This window comes from Bacillus sp. IS1, from assembly GCF_032461585.1.
GTDB classification, from domain to species: Bacteria; Bacillota; Bacilli; order Bacillales; family Bacillaceae; genus Bacillus; species Bacillus velezensis.
Map to the genome: position 1 here is coordinate 691,015 of NZ_JAWCWR010000001.1, position 20,048 is coordinate 711,062.

A 20,048-nucleotide genomic window follows, 5' to 3' on the forward strand; every position below is an offset into this window, starting at 1 on the left:
TTTTATTTGAGCAGGGCTTGATAAGGAGTAAGATCAATCTGTTTTTCACGGAGATGCTTTTTTAAAAATTGATGATCACGCTTAGGAGTGGCCAGTATGTAACCCCTGATGATTAAATCACGGTTTATTTGTTCAGCTTCCTCCGCTAAGGAAAGTTCACCGATTTTTCCGGCGATTTTCGCTTTGGCTACATCCCGGAAGAGCTCCGGCACGGGGGCGACCAGTTCATCCAAAAACGCCTTGTCACCCTCATTCCATAAGTGCTTGCTTTTTTCAATATAATAGTCCTGCCAATCCAGTTCTGACCGGCCGTCTTCTTTCGGTAAGCGTTTTAAAAATTTTCGAAACATAAAAAACCCGCCGATAGACAGCAATCCGATCATCACGATGACCCAAAATAAAATAAACCACATAAACCAGCCTTCCAGCATTGTTCTATCTCCTCCTTACTTTAACCATATTGTAAACGAAGACAGAATAGAAGAACACATGAAAAAAAGAATAGAAAAAATGATAGATGTCCAGTCATTCCGGTTGCTAGAACATATTCTATCGTATAGTGATTCTGCTATTTGGCCATGGGAGATTCACTTTGAGGGTATATGACTGATATGACCGGACAAAAAAGCCGCTTCCATTGAGGGATGAAAGCGGCTTTTTTATGTTATAGAGGAAATTGAAAGGAAAAAGAGGCAGGAGTCTCATTTGGCTCCTTGTTCATGGAGACGGTCAGAATATGGTTGGTGAAATCAGTGAAAATATGTTTGTCATTCAGATAAAAAGGAAGCATCATTTGTTTGTTTAACGTCCGTTCAAGCGTTTTAACAGAGAGCATAAACTCATTTCCCGAAAGAGTGACGGTTATCGCTTGCACCTGCTTCAGCGCCGTCAGGTCGGCTTCAATGATATATTGACGGCTTGTTTCATATAGATCGATCGGCAGCGTCTCGTCATACCAAGCATACGGGTCCTCGTAAAACTGCCGCAGCCATTCTTCCGTATCATCAAATTCTTCAGCGTTTTTTGAGTGATTCATGGAAGCATCCCTCCATATTAAAAAGCCTTGCTATAACGTATGCAGAAGCTTTGAATGGGTGAATGGCACAAAAAAACAGACACCGGGGTCTGTTTTACATATCGTGGCTTGTATTATGTTTTTGTCTTGTATGGTTGCGGTTTTTCACTTTTTTGCTTCCGCTCAGCGGTTCCGGCTGGCCGGGGTTATGGCCCTTCGGAGCATTTTTATGCATATCTTTACTCGTATTTTTATTTGTCATGTTAAAGCCTCCTTTTTAAGGTGTTCCGGCTATTGGTTTGTTTTTCTTTTTTTATTGTTCTGCCGTTCTTCTTCCGTCAGGACGAGCTGGTCATTTTCTATATAACCCGCGCCTTTGCCTTGGCTTTTCGCATCATTCATGCCGTTAATTACATGATTGGCTTTCCGTTTTACCATGATCATCACCTCAACATTAATATGGCTCTTTACAGCCTGTTGTATGAGGCGGAAAATCGGACAAAATTTACCGAAAATCATACTGATAAGACGATCTTATTGTATTTAATAAAAACATTGATATTTACTTATGTATGATTTTATACTAAGATGAAATTGTGAGAAAATTGTGATGGAATGTGAACATTCATCTAAAGAACGATCTTGATCATTGAAGGGGGATTTTGGAGAATGACAAATCAGCAAAAAGTCGCAACACAAGACGTTTTCCAAGCAAGAAAAACATTTTCTTCAAATGGGAAAACATACAACTACTATTCATTAAAAGCATTGGAAGACGCAGGGGTCGGCAATGTTTCAAAACTTCCTTATTCTATTAAGGTTCTTTTGGAATCTGTTTTGCGTCAGGTAGACGGACGTGTCATTACAAAAGAACATGTTGAAAATTTAGCAAGATGGGGTACTGCTGAATTAAAAGATATCGATGTGCCGTTTAAACCGTCACGGGTTATTCTACAGGACTTTACCGGCGTTCCGGCCGTAGTTGACCTGGCATCTTTAAGAAAAGCCATGGCCTCTGTCGGCGGAGACCCTGATAAAATCAATCCTGAAATTCCGGTTGACCTGGTCATTGACCACTCCGTACAAGTCGACAAAGCCGGTACGGAAGACGCGTTAGCCATTAATATGGACTTAGAATTCGAAAGAAATGCAGAACGTTATAAATTTTTAAGCTGGGCAAAGAAAGCGTTTAACAATTATCAGGCTGTTCCGCCTGCAACAGGTATCGTTCACCAGGTAAACCTTGAGTTTTTGGCAAGTGTCGTTCATACGAAAGAGGAAGACGGAGAACTTGTGACATATCCTGATACATTGGTGGGAACAGATTCCCATACAACAATGATTAACGGAATCGGCGTCCTCGGCTGGGGTGTCGGCGGTATTGAGGCGGAAGCGGGAATGCTCGGCCAGCCTTCATATTTCCCTGTTCCTGAGGTCATCGGCGCGAAACTTGTCGGAAAATTGCCTAACGGAACGACGGCGACTGACTTGGCGCTGAAAGTCACTCAAGTGCTGCGCGAAAAAGGCGTAGTCAATAAATTTGTTGAATTCTTCGGTCCTGGTGTTGCTGAGCTTCCGCTTGCGGATCGTGCGACTATTGCCAATATGGCGCCGGAATACGGAGCGACTTGCGGATTCTTCCCGGTTGACGAGGAAGCACTTTCTTACCTGCGTCTGACCGGCCGTGAAGAAGAGCAGATCGATATTGTGGAAGCATACTGCCGCAACAACGGTTTATTCTATACGCCTGACGCGGAAGAGCCGATTTTTACAGACGTTGTGGAAATTGATCTGTCAAAAATCGAAGCGAACCTTTCAGGACCGAAACGTCCGCAGGATTTAATCCCGCTTTCCGTTATGCAGGAAACGTTTAAAAAACATCTTGTCAGCCCGGCCGGCAACCAAGGATTCGGAGCGGATGCTGCTGAAGAGAACAAAGAAATTTCATTTAAACTTAACAGCGGCGAAGATGCGGTTATGAAAACAGGGGCGATTGCAATCGCCGCTATTACAAGCTGTACGAATACATCAAACCCTTATGTATTAATCGGTGCCGGATTGGTAGCCAAAAAAGCGGTAGAATTAGGCTTGAAAGTGCCGAATTATGTTAAAACGTCACTTGCACCGGGGTCTAAGGTTGTTACTGGATACTTAGTCAACTCAGGCCTGCTTCCTTACATGAAGGAGCTCGGCTTTAACCTCGTAGGGTATGGCTGTACGACATGTATCGGGAACTCCGGCCCGCTTTCTCCAGAGATTGAAGAAGCGGTTGCTAAAAATGATCTCTTGATCACTTCTGTCTTGTCGGGTAACAGAAACTTTGAAGGCCGGATCCATCCGCTTGTCAAAGGAAACTACCTTGCGTCACCTCCGCTTGTTGTCGCATACGCATTAGCAGGCACTGTGAATATCAACCTGAAAACGGATCCGATCGGTGTCGGAAATGACGGACAAAATGTTTATTTCGATGACATCTGGCCGTCCATGGATGAAATCAATTCTCTCGTTAAACAGACTGTTACGCCGGAATTATTCCGCAAAGAGTATGAAACGGTATTTGACGACAACCAGCGCTGGAACGAAATCGAAACGACGGATGAAGCGCTGTACAAGTGGGATCAGGATTCCACTTACATTCAAAACCCGCCGTTCTTTGAGGAAATGTCTGTAGAGCCGGGAAAAGTTGAGCCTTTAAGAGGACTTCGCGTTGTCGGCAAATTCGGCGATTCCGTGACGACTGACCACATTTCTCCGGCCGGAGCGATCGGAAAAGACACACCGGCGGGCAAATACCTGCAGGAAAAAGGCGTTTCTCCTCGTGACTTTAACTCTTACGGCTCACGCCGCGGAAACCATGAAGTCATGATGAGAGGAACATTCGCCAATATCCGCATTAAAAACCAAATCGCACCGGGTACAGAAGGCGGATACACAACACATTGGCCTACCGGGAAAGTGACATCTATTTATGATGCCTGCATGCAGTATAAAGAAGATAAAACGGGTCTTGTCGTCCTGGCCGGAAAAGATTACGGAATGGGCTCTTCACGTGACTGGGCTGCAAAAGGAACAAACCTGCTCGGCATCAGAACAGTCATTGCCGAAAGCTTTGAAAGAATTCACAGAAGCAACCTCGTCTTCATGGGTGTGCTGCCGCTTCAGTTCAAACAGGGTGAAAACGCGGATACACTCGGCTTAACCGGTAAGGAAGTCATCGAGGTGGATGTTGATGAATCTGTACGTCCGCGCGACTTGCTGACTGTCAGAGCAATCAGTGAAGACGGTACGGTAAAAACATTTGAAGTTGTTGTCCGTTTTGACAGTGAAGTGGAAATTGATTACTATCGCCACGGCGGCATTTTACAAATGGTGCTTCGCGATAAAATGAAACAGTAGCAGAATGAACAAAGGAGAGAAAGCAGTCTGCTTTCTCTCTTTTTATGCGGGAGGCCTTAAGATGCTTGCGAAATGGCTGGGCGGAATATTACTTATCGGGTTGTTAGTGTATGCGGGCTGGAACATTTATTCTGTACAAAAAAGTCCGAAAGAAGGGACAGAAGAAGGGATGAAAGCCCCTGACTTTACACTTGATACATTGTCAGGAAAAAGCATCTCCCTTTCTGATTATAAAGGAAAAAAAGTGCTCCTCAATTTCTGGGCGACGTGGTGCAAGCCGTGCCGAATGGAAATGCCCGATATGCAGGAGCTGCAGAAAGAATATCCTGATATTGCGGTAGCAGCCGTTAATTTTACGTCCTCTGAAAAAAATATACAGGCTGTGAAATCATTTGCTGATCATTATCAGCTGACATTTCCTATTCTGATTGACAAAAGCGGAATTAACGGAGATTTCAACGTGCTTTCTTATCCGACAACATACATATTAGACGAAAAAGGAACCATTCAGCATATTCGCGTAGGCACGATGACAAAAAAAGAAATGAAAGAAAAACTGGATCTCAAATAGAGATTCAGTTTTTTTATTATGGAGGACTTAGGTTTTGAAAAATTGGAAAAAATGAATGAAAACACGGAGGTGAGAAGATTGAAAAAAATGCGAAAACGTTCTTTTCATGAATTGGTTATGGAAAATAAACGTGAGCTGATGACCAATACGGAATATTTGAATCAGCTTGAAGAAAAGCTGGAGCAGCGGTTCAAACAAAAATAACCTTTAATTTGCAGTCATGTTTGCACCTCCTTTTGCAAAATATACTCTTAAGGAGGGATGAACATGGGCATAAACAAGAAAGACGGCCAGCCGCAATACGCTCCGAGCCACTTAGGGACAAAACCCGTTAAATATAAACGCAACAAAGGGGAAAAGTTTCATGACAAGTCAAACGGACATCCGATTGTCATGCAGACGAAAGGCGAATAACATCATCAAAGGAGAGCAGACATTATGACAAACAATTATCAAAAACCGAATCCGGATGACCGTTCCGATAACGTTGAAAAGCTGCAGGATATGGTGCAGAATACAATTGAAAATATAGAAGAAGCCAAAGAATCAATGGAATTTGCGACAGATGAGGAAAAACAGCGCATTCAAGAGAAGAATGCCAGACGCAATGAAAGCATTGAATCGTTCCGCAGTGAAATCCAGGATGAATCGGCTGCAAGAGAAAACGGCTATCAATCATAATAAAAACCAGGGAAACCTGGTTTTTTTCTCTTTCCGGCTCGTTGTGATAAAATGGGGCTAATCTGATAATAAGGGAGCAGAGAACGTTGCATGTGTCAAAAAAAGAAATAGAAGTGCGTTATGCGGAAACAGATCAAATGGGCATCGTCTATCATGCCAATTACTTAGTCTGGATGGAGGTCGGCAGAACGGCGCTGATTAAGGAACTCGGATTCCTTTACAAGGATATGGAAGATAGAGGAGTGCTGTCCCCTGTATTGGATATCAGCATTTCTTATAAAAAGCCGCTCCGCTACGGAGAAACGGCTGTCGTACATACTTGGATTGAAGAATATAACGGATTTAAAACCGTTTACGGCTACCACATCTATAATCCGGATCAAGAACTTGCCATCAAAGCGACATCCTCTCATATATGCGTTGATAAAGAGAGCTTCAAACCGATTCAGTTTCGCAAGGCTTTTCCTGATTGGCATGCCGCTTACCAAAAGGCAAAAAAATAAGGAGCGGCTGCAGTTATGGCATTTGGAATTACGCGTAAGGAACTGGAAAGATGGAAGCGGGATGTATCGGAAGGGAAAATCGCTTTTTTAACGCATTACTGGCTGGACGACCGCTTTCCGGAGGCTAAGACCGTGACGAAGGCCGGTTCAAGCGATCTCAATAAACTGATCAGATGGGGAGCGGAGTACGGGCTGAAGCCGGAGTGGATTCACCATAAAAATGAATTTCCCCACTTTGACCTGCTCGGTGATACGCAAAGAAGCATATTAGAAAAAGAACATCTGACTGATCATCTCAAAAGGTTCAGGCTGTAAAAAAAAAGAACGCATCCGCTGCGTTCTTTTTTTTACACATAATCAAATACCGGCTCTTCTGCCTGATCTGAATATGTGACTGACAAATCGTGATTATCAAAGTACCATAAGTCGCTTTCTTCAATAAAAAAGGTAATGCCTTCAACTTCCGTGCTGGTGCCGATGTTCATCGGCCGGTCTTTTAAAATGCCGAGAGAAAAGCCTTTCTGAACGTTGCTGCATCCCCCGTAACGGACAAAGAAACGGACATGGTCGCCTGTTTCCAGATCGAGCTCTTCTTTGTACCAATCCAGCGCGCCTTTCGTTACTTTCATGTTCATCCGGAACACTCCCTTTTTGTTTCTCATATAAAGAAATTATCTCTATTATAAACGCATATGGCATTTTGATGTCAAAATTGAAGTTTCATCAAAACCATTTGATCTTCGGTTCTGTTTTGTTTATAATCCGTTTGATGTTTGCCCTGTGTCTGTAGATAACAAACGCGGTCAAGAGCGTCACTACGATTAATAAATAAGGGTCTTTTACAAACAGACAGTAAATAATCGTATAAATCCCTGTTAACATTGAAGACAGAGAAACAAATTTCGTAAGGAATAAAAATACGAAAAATACTGCAACCATCGTAACGAATAACAGCGGAGCATAAAACAGCAGGACGCCCCCTGATGTGGCTACGGCTTTGCCTCCCTTAAACTTTGCGAACACGGGGAATACATGGCCGATTACTGCTGCCACCCCTGCGAGAAGAGGATGAATGGGGACGTGCAGCAAATATGGGAGCGCCGCGGCCAAGGTGCCTTTTAAAATATCGGCTGCGATGACGACAGATCCCGCTTTAACGCCAAGCGTGCGAAAAGCATTTGTGGCGCCCAAATTGCCGCTTCCGTGTTCTCTAATATCGATCCCTTTCGCAAGTTTGCCTACGATTAAACCTGACGGGATGCTGCCTATTACATAGGCCAAAATAATCAATAAAGCAATCAACATCTACATTTCTCCTTTTCAATGTCCCTTCACTCTATTTTAACACGAGTTGTTACCGTCTGATGACAAGTTTTTTGAGAATTAAGCTGACAAAGCGCTTTTTTTGATTCCGGCGAAGCGGTCATGTACAATATATCAAAAGGAGATGGTAAAGATGCAAAATCCTTCAAAATCAGAGATTAAAGAAATTCTGGACCGGAGCAAACGGATCGCAGTCGTCGGGCTGTCAGACCGTCCCGACCGGACTTCTTACATGGTTTCCAAAGCGATGCAGGATGAAGGGTATGAAATTATTCCCGTCAATCCAACGATTGATGAGGCGCTTGGCGTTAAAGCCGTCGCTTCATTAAAAGACGTGGAGGGACCGATTGATATCGTGAATGTGTTCAGACGCTCTGAGCAGCTTCCCGGCGTCGCTGAAGAATTTTTACAGACGGACGCTCCCGTTTTTTGGGCGCAGCAGGGTCTTGCAAATGAAGAAGCGTATCGCATGATTACAGACAAAGGACGGACGGCTGTTATGGATTTATGTATAAAAGTCGCCCGCGCTGTTATAAAATAGGAACAAAAAAGGCAAAAATCCTTGGCAAATCAGGGGTTTTTTGCTTTTTTATTGAAAGAATACTCTTTGCGTATGATGATGAAACAGATACAATAAAGCATGAACAGCTTTTTTAGAAACCCCTTTATACAGGGGTTTACAGTCTGTTTGCGATGGCCGGCATAAAGCTATATAATAGAAAGCGAACTCATGTTCTTATCCGCCGAAAAGGGCACCAAAAAGATGAAAAGCCGTTCGAATGTATGTCTTGCGGCCTAAAAAACGAGCCATTCGCTTAAATATGTTGCGAAATCAAGCATATTGGTTATAATTGTGAGTCCGAGGAGAATTGGACCGAAGCTTGCGCATACTGAAAAACAAAGACATGAAAACATTTAAAAAAGAGAATGATTAAGAGCAGGTTTTTTGAAAGGGGTTTGTACGTTTGGCTAGAAAACAGCAATTTGATTACAACGAAGATGCCATACAGGTGCTTGAAGGCCTGGAAGCCGTCAGAAAACGACCGGGAATGTACATCGGTTCGACGGACGCACGCGGCCTGCACCATCTGGTATATGAGATCGTCGACAATTCCGTCGATGAAGTTCTTGCCGGCTACGGAGATCATATTATCGTAACGATACATAAGGACAACAGCATCTCTGTACAGGACAGAGGACGCGGAATGCCGACCGGGATGCATAAGCTCGGAAAGCCGACGCCGGAAGTTATTTTCACCGTGCTGCATGCCGGGGGGAAATTCGGACAGGGCGGCTATAAAACAAGCGGCGGTCTGCACGGTGTCGGCGCATCTGTCGTAAACGCGTTATCGGAGTGGCTGACAGTTACTATTGAGCGTGACGGATATGTTTATAAACAACGATTTGAAAACGGCGGCAAGCCCGTGACTTCACTTGAAAAAATCGGAACGACCAAAAAAACGGGAACGCTTACCCATTTTAAACCTGATCCGTCAATGTTCAGCGCAACGGTTTATAATTTTGACACGCTGTCAGAACGTCTGCGCGAATCAGCTTTCTTGTTAAAAGGTTTGAAAATAGAATTAATTGATGAACGGAACGGCGTAAAAGAAGTATTTTATTATGAGAACGGAATTGAAGCATTTGTCGCTTATTTAAACGAGGAAAAAGACGCTTTATGCGAAGTGGTTTCCTTTGAAGGCGAGCATCATGACATTGAAGTCGATTTCGCGTTTCAGTTTAATGACGGGTATTCAGAAAATATGCTGTCATTCGTTAATAACGTCAGAACAAAGGACGGCGGCACCCACGAATCAGGAGCCAAAACGGCAATGACAAGAGCGTTTAACGAGTATGCGCGAAAGGTTGCCCTTTTAAAAGAGAAAGACAAGAACCTTGAAGGCGCCGATATCAGGGAAGGTTTGTCCGCAATCATTTCCGTGCGTATCCCGGAGGAACTGCTGCAATTTGAAGGCCAGACGAAAGGGAAGCTTGGCACAAGTGAGGCGAGATCAGCCGCGGATGCCGTCATTTCCGAGAATCTTGCTTATTTCTTGGAAGAAAACCGCGATACGGCGACCCTGCTTGTCAAAAAAGCGATTAAAGCAAGCCAGGCCCGTGAAGCGGCCCGTAAAGCGAGAGAAGAAGCGAGAAGCGGCAAAAAGCGAAAAAAATCAGAAGCGACGCTGAGCGGAAAACTCACACCGGCCGGTTCCAGAAATCCGGCGAAGAATGAATTGTATCTGGTGGAGGGAGACTCTGCGGGAGGCTCTGCAAAACAGGGAAGAGACCGGAAATTCCAAGCCGTGCTGCCCCTTCGCGGAAAGGTCATCAACACAGAGAAAGCAAAGCTTGCAGACATCTTCAAAAATGAAGAAATCAATACGATTATTCATGCGATCGGCGGCGGTGTCGGCGCAGATTTTGATATAGACGACATCAACTATGACAAGATCATCATCATGACGGACGCGGATACCGACGGCGCGCACATTCAAGTCTTGCTGTTAACGTTTTTCTACCGCTATATGAAACCTTTAATCGAGCACGGAAAAGTCTTCATCGCCCTTCCGCCTCTTTACAAAGTGAGCAAAGGAAGCGGTAAGAAAGAGATTATTGAATATGCCTGGTCCGACGAAGAAATGGACGGCGTTTTAAAGAAAGTCGGCAAAGGGTATACCATCCAGCGCTATAAAGGTCTGGGAGAAATGAACGCAGACCAGCTCTGGGAAACGACGATGAATCCCGAATCGCGAACTCTCGTCAGAGTCAAGATCGACGATGCGGCAAGGGTAGAGCGCCGTGTAACGACATTAATGGGAGACAAAGTAGAACCGAGAAGAAAATGGATTGAAAAGAATGTTGCCTTCGGATTAGATGAGGAAAGCAATATTTTAGAAAATGAAAACTTGTCGGTCGCTGAGGAGGTTTAATAGTGGCACAGCCAGAATTATTTCATGATTTACCGTTAGAAGAAGTAATCGGCGACCGTTTCGGACGCTACAGTAAATACATTATTCAAGACAGGGCGCTGCCCGACGCTCGTGACGGTTTAAAGCCGGTGCAGCGGAGAATTTTATACGCCATGCACGCAGACGGAAATACATTCGATAAAAATTTCCGTAAAGCGGCGAAAACGGTCGGAAACGTTATCGGTAATTATCATCCGCACGGTGACAGCTCCGTTTATGAAGCGATGGTGCGGATGAGCCAGGATTGGAAAGTGCGGAATGTGCTGATTGAGATGCACGGCAACAATGGAAGCATTGACGGTGATCCGCCGGCTGCCATGCGTTATACGGAAGCGAGATTATCTTCTATCGCGTCAGAGCTTTTGCGTGATATTGATAAAAATACGGTTGAATTCGTTCCGAACTTTGATGACACTAGTAAAGAACCGGTTGTTTTCCCCGCCATGTTCCCTAACTTGCTTGTCAACGGATCAACCGGGATTTCAGCGGGCTATGCGACTGATATTCCCCCTCATCATCTGGGTGAGGTCATTGATGCCGTCATTAAACGGATTGAATCTCCGGATTGCACCGTCGATGACTTGATGCAGGTGATTAAAGGGCCTGACTTTCCGACAGGAGGCATTATTCAAGGAGTCGACGGCATTCGGAAGGCTTATGAAACCGGGAAAGGCAAAATTATTATCCGCGGCAAGGCTGAAGTGGAATCCGTAAGAGGCGGACGGGAGCAGATCGTCATTACAGAAATTCCGTTTGAAGTAAACAAAGCCAATCTCGTAAAGAAAATGGACGAGTACCGCATAGACAAAAAAGTCGAAGGCATTTCTGAAGTCCGGGATGAAACTGACCGCACGGGGCTTCGGGTGGTCGTTGAGTTAAAGAAAGAAGCCGATGCAAAAGGCATTTTGAATTTCTTATATAAAAACACTGATCTGCAGACAACATATAACTTTAATATGGTCGCCATACATAACCGCCGGCCGATGCTGATGAGTCTTACAGCCATCCTGGATGCGTATATTTCCCACCAGAAGGAAGTAGTGACAAACCGCTCCGTCTTTGAATTGCAAAAAGCAAAAGAGCGGCATCACATCGTTGAAGGACTGATGAAGGCACTGTCTGTGTTAGATGAGGTCATAGCGGTCATCCGGGCAAGCAGCGACAAGAAAGATGCGAAACAAAACTTAATGTCTAAATTCGCATTTACGGAGCCGCAGGCTGAAGCGATCGTATCCTTGCAGCTGTATCGTCTGACAAACACGGATATTACGGCGTTAAAAGAGGAAGCGGAAGAGCTCAGCAAGAAAATTCAGGAGCTCGAAGCCATTTTAAGTCATGATAAAAAGCTGTTAAAAGTCATTACAAGCAGCTTGAAAAAATTGAAAAAGACCTATGCTGACAGCAGACGGTCTGTCATTGAAGAAAAGATTGAGGAAATTAAAATCAATCTTGAAGTCATGGTAGCCTCTGAGGACGTATATGTGACAGTCACAAAAGACGGCTATGTAAAACGAACAAGCCAGCGGTCATTTGCCGCTTCTAACGGCCAGGATTTCGGTATGAAGGATACTGACAGGCTGATTCACCAATTTGAAATGAATACAACGGATGTTCTCCTGCTCTTTACCAATAAGGGAAGCTATGTTTATTGTCCGGTTCACCAGCTTCCCGATATCAGGTGGAAAGACATGGGGCAGCACGTAACGAACATCATCACGATTGACCGTGATGAAACCATCGTGAAAGCTATACCGGTAAAAGAGTTTGATCCATCTTCATATTTATTGTTTATGACGAAAAACGGCATGGTGAAAAGAACTGAAATGACGCATTACAAAGCGCAGCGTTACTCGAAAGCGCTTGTTGCCCTTAATCTGAAAGGGGACGACGAGCTGATTGATGTTCATGTCACAGACGGCGGCAGCCAGCTGTTTATCGCCACCCGCCTCGGGTACGGTTTATGGTTCGGTGAAGATGAAGTAAATGTAGTCGGTGCCCGTGCGGCCGGCGTAAAGGGCATAAATCTAAAAGACGGTGATACCGTCGTATCAGGACAAATCCTGCATGAGACAGATTCGCTTGTCCTCGTCACACAGCGGGGAGCAATCAAGCGGATGAACCTATCTGAATTCGAAAAAACATCCAGGGCGAAGCGCGGTGTCATCATGCTGCGTGAGCTTAAAAAGAACCCGCATCGCGCAGTCGGCGTATTCGCGTGCGCTTTAGCCGACATGATCGCTGCGGAAACAGAAAAAGGCGAGAGAATCGAAATCGCCGTGAAGTCCTTGCGGGCGAATGACCGATACAGCAACGGTTCCTTCTTTACCGATGAAGCTGAGACAGGGCCGGTAACAGATGTATGGCGTATCCCCGCGTCTGATGTTTAAGAGTAAAAATAAAATAAAAAAACCTCCGCTCATTGAGCGGAGGTTTTACTATTTAGCTTTCATGGCTGCCGAATAAGTCGGTGATAGCGTGAATGACTTCGATTCCCTGCCATACAAATAAATTCAATGCAGTGAATGAAAACAACCCTAAAATCACCATTCGTAAGATAAACAACATGTTTAACAACCTCCTCATTTTATGTTACATAGATAGGCGATGTTGAACATGAAGCTCATCGAAATACGAGGACTGATAAAATTTAGCGATTAAAAAGCTTTTCTTTCGCTGTCTTCTCCGGGAAGCGGGGCGTCTCCTGTCTGATATCACGATCAGTGAGACAGAAGCGGCAAAAAGCGCCGTCAAGATATATGAGCCCGTCAGCGATTTTTTCTCATCATCAGCATTTTGGCCGGCCTTCATTTCGTGCATTTCCTGCTGGTCGGCTACCGCTTTAAAATGATGAGCAGTATCAAACGCATGGGGAATGGAGAGCAAATGAAAGCTTGCAATCGCTAAAAATAAAATAGAAGCTTTTAAAAACAAGATTTTTTTCAAATGTTCTCCCCCCTTCATAATTCTGAATATTTTTATTATAATACCCTAATTTAAATGTAAAGTAAACATATTTATTAAATTTAAAAAATTATTATCCTGGTTAAGTATATACCATTTCATCCATCTTTTCATCTCTTTTTTCTTAAAGACCTATTTGTTATGATATGCACGCATTCCTTATGACGTGACAACATTTTTCGGGCTGTAAGATAAAAAACGGGGCATGACAGCAAAAGACGTGATGAAGAAACCGAAACATTTTCTTAAAAAAACTTCTCAACCACTGTTGTTGTGATATAATAATACTCGTTGTGTTAAAAGATCTAACATATGCAGCAAAAATGACAGTAAAAGATATGTAAAAGGGAGGTTAAACATGGAGGCTTTCATCAGTGAAATCATAAATGTTCCAAATGATTTTATTTGGAAGTATCTTGTTTATATTTTAGTCGGGATCGGTTTGTACTTTACGTTCCGTTTTCGCTTTATTCAATTCCAATACTTTATAGAAATGTTTAGAATCGTCGGGGAGAAGCCGCAAGGAAATAAAGGAGTGTCTTCAATGCAGGCATTCTTTATCTCAGCCGCTTCTCGTGTCGGAACCGGAAACTTGACCGGCGTCGCGCTGGCGATTGCAACAGGCGGTCCCGGCGCAGTATTTTGGATGTGGATCGTAGCGATTGTCGGTATGGCTTCCAGCTTTGTGGAAAGCACCTTGGCGCAGCTGTATAAAGTGCGTTCCGGTGACGAATTCCGCGGCGGTCCGGCATATTACATGGCAAAGGGACTGGGCGCCCGCTGGCTCGGTATTTTATTCGCCGTATTGATTACCGTTTCTTTCGGACTTATCTTTAACGCCGTGCAGTCAAATACGATTTCTGTCGCGTTTGACGAAGCATTCCATGTGAATAAAACAGTTATCGCAATCATTTTAGCTGTATTAACGGCTTTCATTATATTCGGCGGTCTGAAACGTGTTGTTTCCGTCTCGCAATTAATCGTTCCGGTCATGGCGGGTATGTATATTCTGATCGCGCTGTATGTCGTGATTGTAAATATTACAGCGGTACCTGAGCTGTTTGTTACGATTGTGAAAAATGCGTTCGGTCTTGAACAGATCGTCGGCGGAAGCTTAGGAAGCATCATTATTATCGGTGCGCAGCGCGGCCTGTTTTCAAACGAAGCGGGTATGGGAAGCGCGCCGAATGCCGCAGCGGCTGCACATGTGTCGCATCCGGCTAAGCAGGGATTAATTCAGACGCTCGGCGTGTTTTTTGATACATTTATCGTTTGTACATCGACTGCCTTTATCATTTTATTGTACAGCTTTACGCCTAAAGGAGACGGCATTCAAGTGACGCAAGCCGCACTGCAGCACCACCTCGGCGGATGGGCGCCGACATTTATTGCGATTGCGATGTTTTTATTCGCATTCAGTTCTGTCGTCGGCAACTATTACTATGGTGAAACGAATATTGAATTTATTAAAACAAGCAAAACATGGCTTAATATTTACCGCGTATTCGTTGTAGTGATGGTGGTATACGGATGTTTGGCTGACTTCCAGATCGTCTGGGACATGGCAAACTTGTTTATGGGACTCTTGGCTCTCATTAACTTAGTGGCAATCTTACTGCTGAGTAATGTAGCCTACAAGATCTATAAGGATTATGCCGCTCAGCGCAAAAAAGGTCTTGATCCTGTATTCAAAGCCGAGAATACGCCGGAGCTCAGGCATATTGAAACATGGGCGGAAGAAGAAGGTACAAGCCCCGAACGTAAGACTGCTAACTGAGGAAACATGCATACAATTTTCAAAAAACCCCTTACATTTTGTTGTGAGGGGTTTTTTCATGTGAAAAACCGGGTTATTTTTGCCGAAAACAGATTTTTTTGAATTTGTTGTATTTTTCTCTTGTGTGTGTAAGGGCTTTCATATAAAGTTTAACTAAACCGGTTTACCAAACCGATTTAGTCTTAAAGGAAAGGAGTATTAATGTGGCTTCTGATTATGGCATTTTTACGATCGGTGATGCGATGATCACCTTAAATCCCGCAAGCACAGGGCCTTTGCGTTTTGTTACCCATTTTGAACGAAAAGCAGGAGGAGCTGAACTGAATTTTGCGATTGCGTGCGCCAGATTGAATCTGCACTCAAAGTGGGTCAGCAGACTGGGGAAGGATGAGTTCGGCAGAGTGATTTATCAGTTTGCCAAAGGAGAAGGAATTGATGTGACTGACGTCTCCTATGTTGAAGGCTTTCCTACATCTTTAAATGTCAAAGAGATCAGAAATGACGGTTCAGGCAAGACGTTTTATTACCGTTTCAATTCACCAATTCTGACTCTTGCACCGGAAGATATAACAGAGAATATGTTTGCCGGCATTCACATCGTTCATCTTACCGGTGTGTTCCTCGCGCTTGATAAGAAAAACCTTGAAATTGCTGAAAGGGTGCTTTCCATCGCCAAAGCAAGGGGGATTCCCGTATCTTTTGATCCGAATATCAGGCTGAAGCTGTGGACGATTGAGGAGGCGCGTGCGGCATTTCATCAAATCTTTCCGCATACTGATATTCTTCTGGCGGGCCGGGGCGAAATGAAACAGCTGACAGGTCTAGGGGAAAATGAAGCATTAGCCCGGTTTGCAGAGACCTATTCAATCAGTCAGCTTGTCATAAAAGACGGTGAAGCAGGTTCTGCGCTGTATCATGATCATAAGTGGGTTCACAAAGAGGCTTTCCCGGTTGCGCCTGTTGACACGGTAGGAGCGGGTGACGGCTTTAATGCCGGTTACCTGTACGGTTATCTGCATGGTTTTGAACCGGAAAAACGTCTGGAGTTTGCCAATGCGGTCGGTGCGCTCGTCACCACAGTTTCCGGTGACAATGAAGGGCTTCCCTATCTAGAAGAGGTTCTGTCATTTGTAAACAAAGAGACTGTGATTGAACGTTAGCAAGCACAACTTAAAAAGCGGGTGAGAAAATGAAAGCGGTTCTAGTACGGAAAGCATTTGATCTGGTGGTGACGGAATGTGAGAAACCGTCTGTTGCCCATGCGGATGATGTTCTTGTCAAGGTGAAGCGGGTCGGAATTTGCGGATCAGATTTGCATATTTATCATGGGACAAATCCGTTAGCGTCCCTGCCGAGAGTAATCGGTCATGAAGTCACAGGGGAAGTCGCAAAGACCGGTTCTCTTGTCCGGCGTTTCAAGCCGGGTGACCGGGTAGTGATTGAACCGATATCTTATTGCGGAACATGCTATGCCTGCCGGAAAGGACGTCCGAACGTCTGCAAAGCGCTTTCGGTGTTCGGCGTTCATGAAGATGGCGGGATGCGGGAATATATCGTGCTTCCGGAAAAGCAGCTGCATGCCGTTTCGCCCGATCTGCCCTGGGAGGAAGCGGTCATGGCAGAACCATATACGATCGGCGCCCAGGCCGTTTGGAGAGGCCGTGTCGAGAAGGAAGATACCGTTTTGATTCAGGGGGCGGGACCGATCGGAATCTGCATATTAAAAATGGCAAAGTTCAAAGGCGCTTCCGTCATGATAACCGACTTGAATGATGAACGCTTGGCATTCGCCGAAAAAAACGGTGCGGACGTTACCGTCAACGCGCAAAAAGAAGATCCCGTTTTGCGGGTGAACGAATGGACAAAAAATGAAGGCGCCAATGTCGTCATTGATGCCGTCTGTCTCCCCTCAACGTTTGAAACGTCTATTGACGCGGTGTCTCCGGCCGGTCATGTGGTTGTGCTTGGTTTTGATGAGAGGACTGCCGGCATTTCTCAGCTTCCGATCACAAAAAAGGAAGTCACGATAACCGGTTCAAGATTGCAGACGAATCAGTTTCCGTACATTACAGACTTACTGAATAAAGGCCTGTTAACGCACGGCGGTCTTATTACACATACATTTTCAGCAGATGACGTCCATCAAGCATTTCAGTTGATCGAACAGCACCCGGGCAAGGTGGGAAAAGCAATCATTACGTTTGATTAAAGGAGGAGCGAGAATGCTGCCTAAGTACGCTATTTACGAAAAACTTCTGCATGCACAAGTGGTGGCTGTCATAAGGGGACAAAACAGCCAAGAGGCGCTTGAAGTTTCAAGAGCGGCCATTTCAGGAGGTATCAGCGCCATTGAGCTTACATACACAACTCCTGAAGTGGAAGATGTCTTTAAGGAACTCCGGCATCAAGATATTCTTCTTGGAGCCGGCTCTGTAATGGATACAGAAACGGCGAGACACGCCATTTTATCAGGCGCCTCATTTATCGTCAGCTCTCATTTTGTAAAAGAGATAGCATCTCTATGCAACCAGTACAGCGTACCGTATCTTCCGGGATGCATGAGCGTGTCTGATATGGCTTTGGCGCTCGAAGCCGGATGTGATGTGGTAAAGCTGTTCCCCGCTAATTCGTTTGACCCTTCATTTATCAAGTCGGTCAACGGTCCTCTGCCGAATGTCCGCATTATGCCGACCGGGGGCATCTCATTAAACAGCATGAATGACTGGCTCTCTGCCGGAGCGGTCGCGGTCGGTGTGGGAAGCGACTTGACAAAAGCATATCAAAAGGGCGGCTATGAAGCTGCCGTATCCCTCAGCAAAGAATACGTCTGCCGAAAAAACGAATATACGGGGGTGTAACATGAATATCACGTTTCGCTGGTATGGCCAAGGTAATGATACGGTGACTCTTGAACATGTCAGACAAATTCCCGGGGTCAAAGGCATCGTCTGGGCTCTTCACCAGAAGCCCGCGGGCGAAGTATGGGAAAAGGAGGACATTGAAGCGGAAGTCAGAGTCATTCAATCCTATGGGTTTCATGCAGAGGTCGTGGAAAGCGTGAATGTTCATGAAGCCATTAAACTTGGTCATGAAGAACGCGGACAATATATTGAACACTATAAACAGACCATTCGCAATCTGTCCGAATTCGGCGTGAAAGTCATCTGTTACAATTTCATGCCGATATTTGACTGGACGCGTACCGATATGTTCCGCGCGCTGGAGGATGGGTCAACCGCACTGTTTTTTGAAAAAGAGAAAGTGGAAAGTCTATCTCCGGAGGAACTGATCCGCACGGTTGAAGAATCTTCTGATTTGACGCTTCCCGGGTGGGAGCCGGAGAAAATGGCCCGGATCAAGGAACTGTTTGAGGCCTATCAAACGGTTGATGAAAAACAGCTTTGGGCCAATCTTGAGTTCTTTTTACATGAAATTCTTCCTGTAGCGGAGGAACACGGCATTCAAATGGCCATTCATCCGGATGATCCGCCCTGGTCAATTTTTGGCCTGCCCCGTATTATCACCAGTGAGAAAAGCTACGAAAAGCTGCGAGAGATTTCAGATTCACCCGCCAATTGTATTACGTTGTGCACGGGTTCGATGGGAGCGGATCCCGCCAATGATATGGTGAAGATCGCCAAACACTATGCGGGAGCTGCGCCGTTTGCCCATATACGAAATGTGAAAATCTGCGATAACGGTGATTTTACGGAAACTTCGCATCTTACCAGTGATGGGTCCATTGATATTACCGGTGTGGTAAAAGAATTGCACGGCCAAGACTATAAAGGATATGTACGGCCTGATCACGGCCGTCATATCTGGGGCGAACAATGCCGGCCGGGTTATGGTTTATATGATCGCGCCTTAGGAATTATGTACTTGAACGGACTGTGGGATGCGTTCTCGTCTCATGAGAAAGGGGTGAAGAGATGAGACCGATTCATGAACGTTTATCAGAAAGAACCGCTGTCATAACAGGCGGGAGCGGTGTTCTCTGTTCAGCAATGGCAAAGGAGCTTTCACGGCAGGGGATGAAAATTGCGATCGTCAGCCGGAATGCTGATAAAGCAGAGCGTGCGGCGGGCGAGATTGCTGACGCTGGAGGAACCGCGGTTTCTGTACCGGCTGATGTTTCAGCCCGTGATTCGCTCGAAAAGGCAAAAGACGAGATTATCAGCCGGTTCGGTTCTGTCAATCTTTTAATTAACGGAGCCGGGGGAAATCACCCTGATGCGATCACTGCCAGTGAGACGTATGAAGAGGATGAGCAGGGCACATCATTTTTTGATATGGACGAAACGGGGTTTTCCAGCGTATTTTCAACCAACTTTACCGGTGCATTTCTGGCATCGCAAGTGTTTGGAAAAGACCTTTTGAAGGCGGAATGTCCCGCGATTATTAATATTTCTTCTATGAGTGCGTATACACCGATGACAAAGGTGCCTGCCTACAGCGCGGCCAAGGCGGCGATTCAGAATTTTACGATGTGGATGGCTGTTCATTTCGCAAAAAAAGGGATGCGGGTGAATGCCATCGCTCCGGGTTTCTTTTTGACAGCGCAAAACCGTGAGTTGTTATTACAGGATGATGGAAGTCTGACAGACCGATCCAATAAGATTATGGCACATACACCGATGAAACGTTTCGGGAAACCGGAAGACCTTCTGGGAACGCTCCTGTGGCTTTCGGATGATTCATGCTCAGGCTTTGTCACAGGGGTCACCGTTCCCGTCGACGGAGGTTTTATGGCTTATTCCGGAGTGTGACAGAATCCATGTCCCTGTCAGATTGTAAACTATTTACTTCTGACTTATACTAGTGAAAAATGAAGACAGACGGGGATGAG

At 45.1% G+C, this 20,048-nt stretch carries 24 protein-coding genes; 16 read left to right on the forward strand and 8 right to left on the reverse strand.

From position 1 onward, the window contains the following. Positions 1 to 2: 2 nt before the first annotated feature. The 4 genes from RUW00_RS03075 to sspO all read right to left on the reverse strand — a co-directional run bounded on the left by RUW00_RS03075 (position 3) and on the right by sspO (position 1,453). Entirely contained in the window at positions 3 to 431 is a 429-nt protein-coding gene (locus RUW00_RS03075; RefSeq protein WP_014418020.1) for a DUF2621 domain-containing protein, read from the reverse strand. 233 nt (positions 432 to 664) lie between these two features. Continuing rightward, positions 665 to 1,036, reverse strand: a complete 372-nt coding sequence (locus RUW00_RS03080; protein WP_007410324.1) for an Hsp20/alpha crystallin family protein — start codon at positions 1,034 to 1,036, stop codon at positions 665 to 667. 94 nt (positions 1,037 to 1,130) lie between these two features. After that, entirely contained in the window at positions 1,131 to 1,277 is a 147-nt protein-coding gene (locus RUW00_RS03085) for a small acid-soluble spore protein P (RefSeq protein ID WP_003153984.1), read from the reverse strand. A 29-nt stretch (positions 1,278 to 1,306) separates the two neighbouring features. Next, entirely contained in the window at positions 1,307 to 1,453 is a 147-nt protein-coding gene (gene sspO, locus RUW00_RS03090) for an acid-soluble spore protein SspO (RefSeq protein WP_003153982.1), read from the reverse strand. A 231-nt stretch (positions 1,454 to 1,684) separates the two neighbouring features. Here sspO and acnA point away from each other — a divergent pair, with 231 nt between their 5' ends. The 7 genes from acnA to RUW00_RS03125 all read left to right on the forward strand — a co-directional run bounded on the left by acnA (position 1,685) and on the right by RUW00_RS03125 (position 6,481). After that, a complete protein-coding gene (gene acnA / locus RUW00_RS03095; RefSeq protein WP_060561638.1) occupies positions 1,685 to 4,411 on the forward strand; it encodes an aconitate hydratase AcnA in 2,727 nt (908 codons plus the stop codon). Positions 4,412 to 4,472: 61 nt separating this feature from the next. Continuing rightward, positions 4,473 to 4,982 (forward strand): TlpA family protein disulfide reductase, encoded by a 510-nt coding sequence (locus RUW00_RS03100; RefSeq protein ID WP_014418022.1) that lies wholly within the window; start codon positions 4,473 to 4,475, stop codon positions 4,980 to 4,982. Positions 4,983 to 5,060: 78 nt separating this feature from the next. Continuing rightward, entirely contained in the window at positions 5,061 to 5,186 is a 126-nt protein-coding gene (locus tag RUW00_RS03105; protein ID WP_012117651.1) for an FbpB family small basic protein, read from the forward strand. A 63-nt stretch (positions 5,187 to 5,249) separates the two neighbouring features. Then, entirely contained in the window at positions 5,250 to 5,396 is a 147-nt protein-coding gene (locus tag RUW00_RS03110) for an acid-soluble spore protein N (protein WP_003153977.1), read from the forward strand. A gap of 24 nt (positions 5,397 to 5,420) precedes the next feature. Beyond that, entirely contained in the window at positions 5,421 to 5,663 is a 243-nt protein-coding gene (gene tlp, locus RUW00_RS03115; RefSeq protein WP_007410320.1) for a small acid-soluble spore protein Tlp, read from the forward strand. A gap of 86 nt (positions 5,664 to 5,749) precedes the next feature. Then, positions 5,750 to 6,166 (forward strand): YbgC/FadM family acyl-CoA thioesterase, encoded by a 417-nt coding sequence (locus RUW00_RS03120; RefSeq protein WP_017417881.1) that lies wholly within the window; start codon positions 5,750 to 5,752, stop codon positions 6,164 to 6,166. A gap of 15 nt (positions 6,167 to 6,181) precedes the next feature. Next, on the forward strand, positions 6,182 to 6,481 hold the full coding sequence (locus tag RUW00_RS03125; protein ID WP_007410319.1) for a hypothetical protein: 300 nt from the start codon (positions 6,182 to 6,184) through the stop codon (positions 6,479 to 6,481). 32 nt (positions 6,482 to 6,513) lie between these two features. Here RUW00_RS03125 and RUW00_RS03130 read toward each other — a convergent pair whose 3' ends face one another. Both RUW00_RS03130 and plsY read right to left on the reverse strand, forming a co-directional pair. Then, positions 6,514 to 6,801 (reverse strand): HesB/YadR/YfhF family protein, encoded by a 288-nt coding sequence (locus tag RUW00_RS03130; protein WP_007410318.1) that lies wholly within the window; start codon positions 6,799 to 6,801, stop codon positions 6,514 to 6,516. 88 nt (positions 6,802 to 6,889) lie between these two features. Beyond that, complete coding sequence (gene plsY, locus RUW00_RS03135; RefSeq protein WP_014418024.1) at positions 6,890 to 7,471, reverse strand: glycerol-3-phosphate 1-O-acyltransferase PlsY; 582 nt, start codon at positions 7,469 to 7,471, stop codon at positions 6,890 to 6,892. Between the two features lie 151 nt (positions 7,472 to 7,622). Between plsY and RUW00_RS03140 the strand changes: the two genes are divergently transcribed. The 3 genes from RUW00_RS03140 (at position 7,623) to parC (ending at position 12,848) form a co-directional block, all read left to right on the forward strand. Then, entirely contained in the window at positions 7,623 to 8,030 is a 408-nt protein-coding gene (locus RUW00_RS03140; protein WP_007410316.1) for a CoA-binding protein, read from the forward strand. Between the two features lie 424 nt (positions 8,031 to 8,454). Further along, on the forward strand, positions 8,455 to 10,422 hold the full coding sequence (gene parE / locus RUW00_RS03145) for a DNA topoisomerase IV subunit B (protein WP_014305073.1): 1,968 nt from the start codon (positions 8,455 to 8,457) through the stop codon (positions 10,420 to 10,422). A 2-nt stretch (positions 10,423 to 10,424) separates the two neighbouring features. After that, a complete protein-coding gene (gene parC, locus RUW00_RS03150; protein ID WP_280145121.1) occupies positions 10,425 to 12,848 on the forward strand; it encodes a DNA topoisomerase IV subunit A in 2,424 nt (807 codons plus the stop codon). A gap of 52 nt (positions 12,849 to 12,900) precedes the next feature. On the opposite strand, the gene RUW00_RS03155 is transcribed toward parC, so the two are convergent. Further along, on the reverse strand, positions 12,901 to 13,026 hold the full coding sequence (locus tag RUW00_RS03155; protein WP_003153957.1) for a hypothetical protein: 126 nt from the start codon (positions 13,024 to 13,026) through the stop codon (positions 12,901 to 12,903). 24 nt (positions 13,027 to 13,050) lie between these two features. Further along, positions 13,051 to 13,404, reverse strand: coding sequence for a hypothetical protein (locus tag RUW00_RS03160; RefSeq protein ID WP_003153956.1), 354 nt, complete (start codon positions 13,402 to 13,404; stop codon positions 13,051 to 13,053). Between the two features lie 376 nt (positions 13,405 to 13,780). On the opposite strand from RUW00_RS03160, the gene RUW00_RS03165 reads away from it, so the two are divergent. The 6 genes from RUW00_RS03165 to RUW00_RS03190 all read left to right on the forward strand — a co-directional run bounded on the left by RUW00_RS03165 (position 13,781) and on the right by RUW00_RS03190 (position 19,968). After that, positions 13,781 to 15,199, forward strand: coding sequence for an alanine/glycine:cation symporter family protein (locus tag RUW00_RS03165; protein ID WP_100261812.1), 1,419 nt, complete (start codon positions 13,781 to 13,783; stop codon positions 15,197 to 15,199). Positions 15,200 to 15,402: 203 nt separating this feature from the next. After that, complete coding sequence (locus tag RUW00_RS03170) at positions 15,403 to 16,359, forward strand: sugar kinase (protein ID WP_280145122.1); 957 nt, start codon at positions 15,403 to 15,405, stop codon at positions 16,357 to 16,359. A 29-nt stretch (positions 16,360 to 16,388) separates the two neighbouring features. Next, positions 16,389 to 17,408 carry a zinc-binding alcohol dehydrogenase family protein gene (locus RUW00_RS03175; RefSeq protein ID WP_280145123.1) on the forward strand — a complete coding sequence of 340 codons (1,020 nt, stop codon included), beginning with the start codon at positions 16,389 to 16,391 and terminating at the stop codon, positions 17,406 to 17,408. A gap of 13 nt (positions 17,409 to 17,421) precedes the next feature. Next, the gene (locus RUW00_RS03180; protein WP_014418028.1) at positions 17,422 to 18,057 is read left to right on the forward strand and encodes a bifunctional 2-keto-4-hydroxyglutarate aldolase/2-keto-3-deoxy-6-phosphogluconate aldolase; all 636 of its coding nucleotides are present in this window, start codon (positions 17,422 to 17,424) and stop codon (positions 18,055 to 18,057) included. 1 nt (position 18,058) lies between these two features. Then, a complete protein-coding gene (gene uxuA / locus RUW00_RS03185; protein WP_280145124.1) occupies positions 18,059 to 19,135 on the forward strand; it encodes a mannonate dehydratase in 1,077 nt (358 codons plus the stop codon). After that, positions 19,132 to 19,968 carry an SDR family oxidoreductase gene (locus RUW00_RS03190; protein WP_280145125.1) on the forward strand — a complete coding sequence of 279 codons (837 nt, stop codon included), beginning with the start codon at positions 19,132 to 19,134 and terminating at the stop codon, positions 19,966 to 19,968. Before uxuA ends, RUW00_RS03190 begins: the two co-directional genes overlap by 4 nt. Positions 19,969 to 20,048: the final 80 nt, after the last annotated feature.